Source organism: Uliginosibacterium aquaticum (genome assembly GCF_012972705.2).
GTDB lineage: Bacteria > Pseudomonadota > Gammaproteobacteria > Burkholderiales > Rhodocyclaceae > Uliginosibacterium > Uliginosibacterium aquaticum.
Window position 1 is genome coordinate 1,483,286 of the sequence record NZ_JABCSC020000001.1, and the last position, 12,250, is coordinate 1,495,535.

Consider the following 12,250-nt stretch of genomic DNA (forward strand, 5'->3'; position numbering starts at 1 on the left):
TCAGCCGCATGCCAAGCGAGGACGCCGACTGAAGTCGGCCCTACAGATTCAGTTTCGCTGCTCCCGCCGCGAGCAGCACCATGCTGTGCGCGCCGAGGGCGAAGGGCGTGGTGCTGGACCCGTGCCAGTCGCGTTCGCCGGTGCTGGCCGTGGTGTCGAACCAGCAGCGCCATTCACCGGCAGGCAGGGCGAAGTGGCAGTCGGTGGGTTCGGCATTCACGAGCAACAGCAGGGGTACGCTGGCGCGGCCGGGGTGATTGATCAGGCAGCCCAGCGTGCGGGCGCCAGCATCGCGCCATTCGTGGCTGTGCAGAGCTTCACCATCCTTGCGTAGCCACACGAGGTCGCTTGGCCCGCGCCGGTACCAGTGCGTGGCGAAAAGCATGGCCTGGCGGCGCAGTGACAGCAGCCTGGCAGTGAAGGCAATCAGATCCTGATCAGCTTTGGCCCAGGCAATCCAGGTGCCCGGATTGTCCTGACAATAGGGGTTGTTGTTGCCGCCCTGCGAATGCCCCAACTCATCACCGGCAGACAGCATCGGTGTGCCCTGTGAGAACAGGGCACTGGCCAGCAACACGCGCTGCATACGGGTGCGCAAGGCGAGTACAACCGGGTCGGTGCTGGGCCCTTCTTCGCCGCAGTTACTGGAGAGGTTGTGATTGTGACCGTCGCGATTGTCTTCACCGTTGGCCTGGTTGCGGCGGGCGACATAGCTCACCAGATCACGCAAGGTGTAGCCATCGTGCGAGACGATGTAATTGACTGAGGCCAGTGGCTCGCGCCGGTTGGCCTGGAACAGATCAGAGGAGCCGCACAGGCGCATCGCGAAATCGCCGCGCGTGCACGGGTGACCCAGCCAGAAGGCACGCAGGGTGTCGCGGAAGCGGTCGTTCCACTCCTGCCAGCCGCGCGGGAAACCGCCCAGCTGGTAGCCGCCAGGGCCGATATCCCAGGGCTCGGCGATCATCGTCACGCGCGAGAGCACCGGATCTTGCGCCACGGCTGCGAAGAAGGCCGCACGCGGGTTGAAGCCGCTGTCGTCCCGTCCGAGGATGGGCGCCAGGTCAAAGCGGAAACCATCGACATGCATTTCGCTGACCCAGTAGCGCAGGCTATCCAGCACCAGTCGCAAGACATTGGGCTGACGGATATCCAGTGTGTTGCCGCAGCCGGTGTCGTTGATGAAGATGCGCTTGTTGTTGGCGTCCAGGCGGTAATAGCTGGCGTTGTCCAGCCCGCGGAAGCTGATGGAGGGGCCGGTGGCGTCGCCTTCTGCGGTGTGGTTGTAGACCACGTCGAGCAATACCTTGATGCCTGCCGCATGTAGCGCACGGACCATGCTGCGGAACTCGTCGCGTACCGAAAGGCCATCCGCGCCGCTGGCGTAGCGTGGGTCCGGCGTGAAGAAATTGATGCTGTTGTAGCCCCAGTAATTAACGAGGCCCATCTGCGTGAGGCGTAACTCGTCAAGGTGGTAATGCACCGGCAGGATGCTCAGGGCGGTGACGCCCAGTCGTTTCAGATGAGCGAGGGAGGCGGGGTGGGCGAGGCCGGCGTAGGTGCCACGCAAGCCCTCCGGAATGGCCGGATTTGATTTCGAGAAGCCCTTCACGTGCAGTTCGTAGATCACCGTGTCGGCAGGGCTGATCTCGGGCGGGGCGTCGTCGCCCCAGTCAAAGCCATCCGGGGCGGGCACGCGTGCCTTGAGGGCGTAGCGGCCGTTGTCTTCGGGGCAGGGCTGTTCGTGACTCTCAGGGATCGCGCAGAAGTGGGCGTCGTTCCAGTTGAACTGGCCAACGATCTCGCGCGCGTAGGGGTCGAGCAGGAGCTTTTCCGGATTGAAGTAATGCCCTTCCTGCGGGGCCCACGGGCCTTCGCAGCGCAGGCCATAGATCAGGCCTGGCAGCGCTTCGGGCAAATAACCATGCCACACGTCCAGGGTGTGGCCGAGTAGCGGCAGGCGCGCCAGCTCGGTCTGGCCGTCGGAGTCGAACAGGCACAGGAAGACGGCCGTGGCGTTGGCCGAGAAGACCGCGAAATTCACCCCGCCTGAGTCAGCATGGGCGCCGAGCGGCCAGGGCTTGCCGGGGAGCAGGGTGTGCAGTTCCATCAGGTCTCTCTCAGGTTTGCCACTCGAAAATCACGGTCGCCAGTGGCGGCAGGTCGATCTGGATCGAGTCCGGTTTGTCTTGCCAGGCGAGCCCCTGGGTGCGTGCTGAGGGCGTGCCGACATTGCTGCCGCCATAGAATCCGGAATCGGTGTTGAGGCGTTCGATGTAATGGCCCTCACGTGGCACGCCCAGGCGCCAGGCGTGATGCACGGTAGGCGTGAAGTTGCAGATCACCACCACCGGCGGTGTCTCGCCGTGGCCGTAGCGGACGAAGCTGTAGATTGAATGCTCGGCATCGCTGTGGGCGATCCATTCGAAGCCTCCGCCTTCCACATCGCGCTGGTGCAGGGCAGGGCAATCGCGATAGACGTGGTTCAGATCCCGCACCAGATGCTGAACACCGGCGTGCAGGGCGTCATCGGTGAGGTGCCAGTCCAGACTCTGGTCGTGATTCCACTCGCGCTCCTGCGCGAACTCGCCACCCATGAAGAGCAGTTTCTTGCCCGGGTGAGCCCACATGAAGCCGTAGTAGGCGCGCAAATTGGCGAATTTCTGCCAGCGGTCGCCCGGCATCTTGCCGAGCAGCGAGCCCTTGCCATGCACCACTTCGTCGTGCGAGAGCGGCAGCACGAAGTTTTCGCTGAAGGCATACACCAGCCCGAAGCTCATCTCGTTGTGATGATGCTTGCGGTGGATCGGGTCGCGCGCCATGTACTGCAGGGTGTCGTGCATCCAGCCCATGTTCCACTTGTAGTGAAAGCCCAGTCCGCCTGCGAAAGTTGGGCGCGAAACGGCCGGGTAGGAGGTGGATTCCTCGGCCAGCGTGATGGCCTGTGGGCGCTCTGCGCCGACGATCTCGTTCATGCGCTTGAGGAAATCAATGGCTTCGAGGTTTTCACGCCCGCCCTGCGCATTCGGAATCCACTCGCCTTCCTTGCGCGAGTAGTCGCGGTAGAGCATGGAGGCCACGGCGTCCACGCGCAGGCCGTCGACGTTGTAGCGCTCCAGCCAGTACAAGGCATTGGCGATTAGGAAGTTGCGCACCTCGGTGCGGCCAAAGTTGTAGATCAGGGTGTTCCAGTCCTGATGGAAGCCTTCGCGCGGATCAGCGTACTCATACAGATGTGTGCCGTCGAAGTTCGCCAGCCCGTGCGCATCGGTCGGGAAGTGTGCCGGCACCCAGTCGAGCAGCACGCCGATGCCTGCGGCATGAGCGCGTTCGACAAAACGGGTGAAGCCGGCGGTATCCCCAAAGCGCGCAGTGGGCGAATACAGGCCGATGCTCTGATAACCCCAGGAGCCATCGAAGGGGTGCTCGCTGATCGGCATCAGCTCCAGATGGGTGAAGCCCATCCATTGGGCGTAGGGCAGCAGTTGCTCGGCGAGTTCATCCCAGTTGAGCCAGTCCTGTCCGTCGTTTTTCTTCCGCCATGAAGCCAGATGGACTTCGTAGATGCTCACTGGCTGATCCAGCGCGTTGGCACGCTGGCGCTCAGGGGAGGGGGCAACAGCTGGCGGCAGATGGCTGACCACGCTGGCGGTGGAGGGGCGCAGCTCGCATTGCAGCGCGTAGGGGTCGGCCTTCAGCGGCAGGGTGTGGCCGTTGCTGGCGCGCACTTCGTACTTGTAGCAGGCACCTTCTGGCACATCCGGCAGGAAGATTTCCCACACGCCGCATTCGCGCCGCAGGCGCATCGGGTGACGGCGATTGTCCCAGTCGTTGAAGTCCCCGAGCACGGCGACGCGCGAGGCATTCGGTGCCCATACCGCGAAGCTGGTGCCGGCCATGCCATCCATCTCGCGATGGCGTGCACCGAGGATTTCATAGGGACGCAGATGGGTGCCTTCGCCGAGCCACCACACGTCCTGCTCGCCGAGCACCGGCGGAAAGCGATAGGGGTCTTCGAGGGTAAGGACGCTGCCATCCTGCCAAGTGACGCGCAGGCGGTAATGAAAAGCCTTTTTTGTGTCGATCAGGCCTTCGAAGAACCCGGCCGGGTGGCGCTGGCTGAGCGTGCCGCGGCGTTTGCGGGCCCGGTCCACTACGTCGACGCTGGCGGCGCCGGGCACAAAGCAGCGCAGCCAGAAGCCGTCGTCCGCAGTGGCATGCAGGCCCATGATGGAAAACGGATCGCCGTGGCGAGCCTCGCAGAAAGCCTGGATGTCGGATTCGTTCAGCATACGGCCAGAGTAATCCAATTCCTGTTGCAGGGTGGGGGCAGCTCGGCAGGTGCAACCTGTATGTTGCAGGCCATGCAGGTGTAGGGCCGGCTTCAGCCGGCCTGCCAGGCGCTAAGTGCGGCTGAAGCCGCACCTGCGGGCGCACCTGCAGGGCTCGTTCTTGCTGTTCAGGGCGCTACCGGGATATTCCAGATCTCCTTCGCGTACTGGGCGATGGTGCGGTCTGACGAGAATGTGCCCATGTTGGCCATGTTGATGATGGCCTTGCTGGCCCACTCGTCCGGCTTCGCGTAGAGCGCATCCACTCTGGCCTGGGTGTCGATGTAGGACTGGTAGTCCGCCAGCAACATGTAGTGGTCTCCCCCCCAAAGCAGCGCATCGACCAGCCCGCGATAGCGGCCCGGTTCGTTGGGCGAGAACTGGCCACCGGCAATCGCATCGAGCACCGCCTTGAGGCCCGGGCTGCTCTCGTAGATGCGCATCGGCTGATAGCCGCCTTGCTTCATGGCCAGTACCTCGGGGGTGCGCAGGCCGAAGATGAAGATGTTGTCGTCGCCCACGTTTTCGCGGATTTCGATGTTGGCGCCATCATCCGTGCCGATGGTCAGCGCGCCATTCAGAGCGAGCTTCATGTTGCCGGTGCCCGAGGCTTCGGTGCCGGCGGTGGAGATCTGCTCGGAGAGATCGGCGCCGGGCATGATCACCTCGGCAACCGATACGCCGTAGTTGGGGATGAACACGAGTTTCAACTTATCGCCGATGCGCGGGTCGTTGTTGATGACGTTGCCCACATCGTGGATCAGATGAATGATCGATTTGGCGGCGGTGTAGCTGGAGGCAGCCTTGCCGGCGAAGATCGTGACGCGCGGTGTCCAGTCTGCCGCCGGGTTGGCGAGGATGGCCTGGTAGCGCCAGATTACGTGCAGTACGTTGAGCAACTGGCGCTTGTACTCGTGGATACGCTTGATCTGCACATCGAAGAGGCTGTCCGGATTGACCTTGATGCCGGTGCTGCGGGCGATCAGGGCGGCGAGGCGGGCCTTGTTCTGGCGCTTGACGGCCATGAAATCGGCACGGAACGCGGCATCGTCTTTGAGGGCTTCGAGCTGCTTGAGCTGGTCCAGATGGTTGCGCCAGTCGGGCCCGATGTTCTTGTCAATCAGGGCGGCGAGCCCTGGATTGGCCTGAGAGAGCCAGCGCCGGGGCGTGATGCCGTTGGTCATGTTGGTGAAGCGCTCCGGCCACAGGCTGGCGAAGTCTGCGAACAGGGTTTTGACCAGCAGATCCGAGTGCAGGGCCGACACCCCATTGATCATGTGGCTGCCTACCACCGACAGGTTGGCCATGCGTACGCGGCGTTCGCCGGTTTCGTCGATCAGAGACAGGCGGGCGAGGAAACCGTTGTCTCCCGGCCGATGCTTGGCGGCTTCAGCGAGGAATTCGGCATTAATGCGGAAGATGATTTCCAGATGGCGTGGCAGCACATGCTGCATCAGGGCCACCGGCCAGGTTTCCAGTGCTTCCGGCATCAAGGTGTGGTTGGTGTAGGAGAAGGTCTTCTGGCAGATGCTCCAGGCCTTGGCCCAGGGCATGCTGTGCTCGTCACAGAGCACATGCATCAGCTCGGCGACCGCGATGGCCGGGTGGGTGTCATTCAGATGCATGGCAACCTGCTCATGCAGGTTATCGAGCGTGCCATGTTCCATCATGTGGCGCAGCAGGATGTCGCGTACCGAAGCGGCAACGAAGAAGTACTCCTGGCGCAGGCGCAGTTCGCGGCCAGCCGGCGTGCTGTCGTTCGGATACAGCACCCAGGAAATGTTCTCGTACTCGTTCTTCACCTGGGCGGCGCGGCCATAGTCGCCGGTGTTGAAGGCCTGAAGATCGAGGTCGGCCGGGGCAACGGCTTTCCACAATCGGAGGGTGCTGACTTTGCGGGTGCCGTAACCGGGAATCACCATGTCATAAGCCTTCGCCACCACCTCGCCGGCGTGGCGCCATACCGCGCGATCGCCGATGTGCTCAACCCAGCCACCGAAGCGCACCGGGAAGCTGATGTCGGCACGCGGAAATTCCCAGGGTGTGCCATCGGCCAGCCAGGGATCGGGCAACTCGGTCTGCGCACCGCCGACGATCTTCTGCTTGAACATGCCGTATTCGTAACGGATGCCATAGCCGAAGGAAGGCAGGCCCAGGTTGGCCATCGAGTCGAGAAAACAGGCGGCGAGACGCCCCAGGCCGCCATTGCCCAGCGCCGCATCCGGCTCCTGATCGGCGATTTCTTCAAGGGTATGGGCGTGGTCCAGCATGCCCTGGGCGCCGGCATTGCTCAGGCGCAGCGCGCCGAGCGCGTTGGAGAGCGTACGACCGATCAGAAACTCCATCGACAGGTAGTACACGCGGCGCGCCTTGCCGCCGCGGTCCGCTGCCTGGGTTTCAACCCAGCGCAGCGAGAGCTCTTCGCGAGCCACTTGCGACAGGGCCTTCATCAGATCGGTGCTGGTGGCGTCCTGGCGGGCTACGCCCACGGTGCGCAGAAGCTGTTCATCGATGGCCGCGTTCAGGGCCGGAATGGAGTCTGGGGTCGGTGAATTCACGGCATCTCCTTGTATCGATCTGGCTGGGGTCGGGTTTATTGTCTTGCGCGGCAGACAGGCTGGAATGATTCGTGCCACGTCCTCGTATGTCTGCCTTGTTTCGGTGCATCGAGCGCAATAGACTCATCACCACGCAAGTAGCGGGCCTTGTTGCATTGCGTAGCGCTCGTAGCGCTTCCGTCAGTGGCATTTATAGCGCGGTTTGGGTTTAGGTATTGCAAGTGGTGGTGGTTTCAGCCTGTTTTTCCGAATAACTGGATGAGGATGAATACATGGTCTCCCCCGATCTGGCGCAGAGCCTGGATCTGCCGAAACGTACCGTAGCGCTGGTTCTTGCGGGTGGGCGCGGCAGTCGCCTGAAGAACCTGACTGACCGCCGCGCCAAGCCTGCGGTGTATTTCGGTGGCAAATTTCGCATCGTGGATTTCGCGCTCTCCAACTGCCTCAATTCCGGTATCCGCCGTATCGGTGTGATCACCCAGTACAAGTCCCACAGCCTCTTGCGCCACCTGCAGCGGGGCTGGGCTTTTCTCAAGCCGGAGATGAACGAGTTCATTGATCTCCTGCCGGCTCAGCAGCGCACTGAAGATGAGCGCTGGTATCAGGGTACGGCCGACGCGGTGTACCAGAACCAGGACATCATTGCGGCTTACCGCGCCGACTATATCCTGGTGCTCGCGGGCGACCATATCTACAAGCAGAACTACGCGCTGATGATCGCCGATCACGTAGCGAAAGGCCGCGAATGCACGGTGGGCTGCATCGCTGTGCCGCGCAAGGAAGCCTGTGATTTCGGAGTGATGGCGGTCGATGAAAGCGACAACATCATCGAGTTCGTCGAGAAACCGGCCGATCCGCCGGCGATGCCGGGCAACCCGGAGATGTCGCTGGCCAGCATGGGCATCTATGTGTTTAACGCGCGCTATCTCTACAAGGAGTTGGAGCGCGATCTGGCCGATCCCACTTCCAGCCATGATTTCGGCAAGGACATCATCCCGCGTGCGGTGCGCAATGCCCAGGCTGCGGCCCATCCGTTTGCACTCAGTTGTGTGCGCAATCGTTCCGGCGAAGCACCATATTGGCGCGACGTGGGCACCATTGATGCGTATTGGGATGCCAACATCGATCTCACTGCCACCGAGCCGCAACTGAATCTGTACGACACCCGCTGGCCGATCTGGAGCTATCAGGCCCAGCTGCCGCCTGCCAAGTTCGTGCATAACGAGCCGGGTCGGCGCGGAGCGGCCATCGAATCGGTCGTGTCCGGCGGTTGCATCATTTCCGGTGAAGTCGTGCGCACCATGCTCTTCAACAACGTGCGGGTGCACTCGCATGCCCATGTGCGCTGGTCGGTATTGCTGCCCGGGGTACAGGTCGGGCGCCATGTGCGCCTGAACAAAACCGTGGTGGACCGCGACTGCGTGATTCCTGATGGCATGGTGATTGGCGAGGATCCTGAGCTGGATGCCAAACGCTTCTATCGCACCGAAGGTGGGGTGACTCTGGTGACGCGCGACATGCTGGCGGCCCTGCAGTCATGAGGGTGCTGCATGTAGCTGCTGAAATCTTCCCGCTGGTGAAAACCGGCGGGCTCGCCGATGTGCTCGGCGCCTTGCCCCAGGCCCTGATTGGCCAGGGCGCGGATGTACGCCTGCTGCTGCCGGGCCTGCCGCAGATCATTGATGCCGTGCTCGCCCCCGAGACCGTGTGCGAGATCGGCGCCGTGTTTGGAGCAGCGCGGGTGCGCCTGCTGCGCGGGCTGATGCCCTTCAGCAGGGTGCCGGTGTATGTGGTGGATGCGCCGTATTTCTATCGCCGCGATGGCGGCCCTTATCAGAACAGTGCCGGCCTTGAATGGCCGGACAACCTGCAACGTTTCGCACTGCTGGGCTGGGTAGCGGCGCAACTGGCGGCCGGCGAGCTGGATGCAGACTGGCTGCCGGATGTGGTGCATGCGCATGACTGGCATGCCGCGATGGCCTGTGCCTACATCGTGCAGCATCTGCCGACCCAGGCTGCAACCGTATTCACCGTGCACAATCTGGCTTACCAGGGCCTGTTTTCGCTGGCGGATTTTCATCTGCTGGGCTTGCCCAGCCGTTTCGCCGTGCCCAGTGCGCTGGAGTATCACGGCCAGCTCTCCTTCATGAAGGCCGGCCTCAAGTTTGCCGATGCCGTCACCACGGTGAGTGGCAGCTATGCCCGTGAGATCGCCACACCGGAGTTTGGCTGCGGTCTCGAAGGGGTGATCCAGAGCCGAGCCGGCAACGTCTTCGGGGTGCTCAACGGAGTCGACTACGCGGTCTGGAACCCGGAGAAGGACGTCGGCATCGTGGCGCCTTACAGTGCCGAGCAGCTCGCGGGCAAAGCGTTGTGCAAGGCCGGCCTGCAAGCCGAAATGGGCCTGGCGCCGGCGCCGGATGCGCCGCTCTTCGGTGTGGTGAGCCGCCTCACCGCGCAGAAGGGGCTAGACCTGGTACTGGCCGTGTTGCCAGGCCTGCTCGCAGCGGGGGCGCAACTGGTGGTGCAGGGCAGTGGCGACCGGGCGCTGGAAGCCGCCTTCCTCGAGGCCGCCCGCAGCCATCCTCAGCAGGTAGCCGTGCGTACGGTGTATGACGAAGCCCTGGCGCACCGCGTGATCAGTGGTGCCGATAGCCTGTTCATGCCCTCGCGCTTCGAGCCCTGTGGCCTGACCCAGCTGTATGCCTTGCGCTATGGCTGTCTGCCGCTGGTGCACCATGTGGGAGGGCTGGCCGATACCGTTGTGGATGCCAGCGAGCGTGCGCTCAAGGCAGATCAGGCCACCGGTTTCAGCTTCGGCGAGGCCAGCCCGCACGGTCTCGGGCTGGCCATGCAGCGCGTCCTTGATCTCTACCACCAGCCGGAACAGTGGCAGCAAGCGATGCGTCGCGCGATGCGTCAGGAATTTTCCTGGGATGTGGCGGCGCGCAGCTATCTGGAGCTTTATCGCCGGTTGGTTGCGGCGGCAGCTTGAGTGCGGGGGGCTTTGCTGCGCGACAACCCACCGTTGCACATTGATAAGCTCTTGGTGGGGTGCTTTGCGAACCCACCCTGCCTTTACGTTCCTTCCGTGATCACAACGGACGGTCTTGAAGATACGCCGAAAGCTGGCATTCGTAGGGCGCCGCAGGGAGCAATGAGCGAAGCGAATTGTGCCGGATTGATTCTCGCCGCATTCGGCGCAATTCGCTTCGCTCATTGACGCCCTACGCGTCGTGCCGGAATATTCCGAGTGCGCCGTACGCGGTGGTTTTTTGACCGTCCGCAAACGGGGGGAGTGTCCTCAACGCGCACGGGCTTTGCAGGGTGTGTGCGGTGCCAGCCGCCCCGGATTTTCCTCAATGCGCGCACGAAACAAAAAGTCCCCTCCGCCTGCGGCTCCGGTCGCTCCTCACGTCAATTCGTTAGATCGCAACTGTAATGACCAAGGTAGTCATAAGAAGGGCAGAAGGGGCTGACGCTCCTTCTATCCACTCCCTTTACAAAGAGCTGGTTGATAACCCAGAAGTTTCTGTTTCCCAAGAGCGGGTGGCGACAGTATCTAAAGATCCTCGAACAGTGCTTTTGATAGCTGAGGTTGAAGGTAGTGCGGTAGGTACAGCCCTTGTCTCTCTGTGCTCGGATGTAATGTTCCAGAACCAACCCTTTGCAGTCGTCGAAAACATCATTGTTACCGGCCCTTGCAGAGGATTTGGCGTTGGAGCGTCACTTATGCGAGAGATTGAGCGCTATTGCCTTGAGGGAAACTGTTCAAAAATAATGTTGCTCAGCTCGTTGGAGCGCACCGATGCGCACCATTTCTTTGAGAAAACAGGATTCGCAGGGGCTGTCAAAAAGGGCTTTGTGAAGTATCGCAGGCAATTCGAACATGGTTGAGATCCGATTCTTCAAGCCAAGTAGGGTGCGCACCGTGCACGCGGAACTTGCCGCGGAGAAGAATTTTTGGCAATGGTGCGCAATGCGCACCCTACGAACTGCATCTGGCTACTTTTTCTGAATCGCGAACGGGTTTTGTACAAGGGTGCGGTGCAAACCGCACCGGATTTTTCCCCACGCGCGATGGCGTGCATTGATCTGGATGGCGGAGTTGGCTCTCCGCCCTACCCAGTGCAAGTACGAAACGGAAAGCCCCGTCGGCGATTGTCGGAGGGGCTTTTCTTCGCCGCCACGACAGGCTCACGGATTCCGTGCGGTTGCACCCTGCTGAGCCTTGATTGTATGGAACCCAAGCTTGAACCCAAGGGATTCTTCCGGGCTCACCTCATCGTGTTAGCCACCCAACAGGACCACGATGACCACCATGGTCAGCCCAAACACAGCAGAGAGAAAACCCAGCCGCCATGGGTTGGTATGGGCTGAAAGAGCAAATCCGTATCCAGCTGCAAACATCGAGAGCAGGACAAGGCCATTTGAAACCCTGGCGGCCAGGAAGCGGTCGCCGATGATCAGAAACGGCAGAATCGCCGGCACGGACGCCAACACCATCAACCATACGATCGCCAGCCCACCATAGATGTCTTCAGCCAACACCCGGGTTGGCGGCAGGCCCACCCCCTGAAGCCGGCGCGAAATCTCCAGATACAACACCCGCCTCTCGTCTTCGGTGGCGACCGCGGACAGATGCTCATTCAGTACGCTCCCTACCGCCTCGATCTGCTCGCCCTCGCCATGACTTGTCCGCAGGGCCTGAACAAGGCGTGCCTTGGCGCTACGGCTGAAAAGCTTCGACAACACATGGTTGCTAGCGTCGATCAAGCCCCAGGCAAGATTACAGCCCAGGATCGCCCACATAATCTGGCTTCTGCTGCTGTCCAGACTGCTTGCCAGACCAACCCCCAAGGTAATCGACAGCGCCATGATCAGGGCAAACAGCAGTTCGTTCAGGCGCTCGCCCGGGTTCAGGTAGCGTGCCGCAAATCCTTTCTTGTGCTGCTGCATGGGTGTTCGTTCCTTCACGACAGTGGAATTGATCGGCGCTGCCGTGCCGAAACTATCGGCACAAGAACATGACTGAGGCTGTTCCTGGTTCGAATGGCGGCTGTGACCGAGCTTCGGGCGCTGAGGAACAGATAGGCAGGCGTTCGATGGCTTCATTGTGCGCACCGGTTCATCGTCGGTCAAAGCTGTGCGTGGGCCGATTGCGTGCGACGAGCTGTTTGGGCGTCCGTAATAGCACCCACACCCACCTCGTACGGTGCAGTAGTAAGGGTGGAGTGAAACTCCACCGCATGTGTTGATCGAGGAGGCGGAGTTGGCACTCCGCTCTACCAGCGACCCACTGCAGCATGAAATGAAAAGCCCCGCCTGCGGTGATGCAGGCGGGGCTTCTTCATGCGTTGC

At 61.8% G+C, this 12,250-nt stretch carries 7 protein-coding genes; 3 read left to right on the plus strand and 4 right to left on the minus strand.

From position 1 onward, the window contains the following. Positions 1 to 40: 40 nt before the first annotated feature. The 3 genes from glgX to HJ583_RS06575 form a co-directional block, all read right to left on the minus strand. Positions 41 to 2,110: a glycogen debranching protein GlgX gene (gene glgX, locus HJ583_RS06565; protein WP_170021143.1), complete on the minus strand. Its 2,070-nt coding sequence runs from the start codon at positions 2,108 to 2,110 to the stop codon at positions 41 to 43. Positions 2,111 to 2,120: 10 nt separating this feature from the next. After that, positions 2,121 to 4,292, minus strand: coding sequence for a 1,4-alpha-glucan branching protein GlgB (gene glgB / locus HJ583_RS06570; protein ID WP_170021144.1), 2,172 nt, complete (start codon positions 4,290 to 4,292; stop codon positions 2,121 to 2,123). A gap of 167 nt (positions 4,293 to 4,459) precedes the next feature. Further along, positions 4,460 to 6,889: a glycogen/starch/alpha-glucan phosphorylase gene (locus tag HJ583_RS06575; RefSeq protein ID WP_328824840.1), complete on the minus strand. Its 2,430-nt coding sequence runs from the start codon at positions 6,887 to 6,889 to the stop codon at positions 4,460 to 4,462. Positions 6,890 to 7,161: 272 nt separating this feature from the next. On the opposite strand from HJ583_RS06575, the gene glgC reads away from it, so the two are divergent. From glgC to HJ583_RS06590, 3 genes are all read left to right on the plus strand, one after another. Continuing rightward, entirely contained in the window at positions 7,162 to 8,430 is a 1,269-nt protein-coding gene (glgC, locus tag HJ583_RS06580) for a glucose-1-phosphate adenylyltransferase (protein WP_101943047.1), read from the plus strand. Continuing rightward, on the plus strand, positions 8,427 to 9,884 hold the full coding sequence (gene glgA / locus HJ583_RS06585; protein ID WP_170021145.1) for a glycogen synthase GlgA: 1,458 nt from the start codon (positions 8,427 to 8,429) through the stop codon (positions 9,882 to 9,884). Before glgC ends, glgA begins: the two co-directional genes overlap by 4 nt. Positions 9,885 to 10,330: 446 nt before the next feature. Then, positions 10,331 to 10,786, plus strand: coding sequence for a GNAT family N-acetyltransferase (locus HJ583_RS06590; RefSeq protein WP_170021146.1), 456 nt, complete (start codon positions 10,331 to 10,333; stop codon positions 10,784 to 10,786). A gap of 393 nt (positions 10,787 to 11,179) precedes the next feature. Here HJ583_RS06590 and HJ583_RS06595 read toward each other — a convergent pair whose 3' ends face one another. Continuing rightward, on the minus strand, positions 11,180 to 12,004 hold the full coding sequence (locus tag HJ583_RS06595; RefSeq protein ID WP_170021147.1) for a hypothetical protein: 825 nt from the start codon (positions 12,002 to 12,004) through the stop codon (positions 11,180 to 11,182). Positions 12,005 to 12,250: the final 246 nt, after the last annotated feature.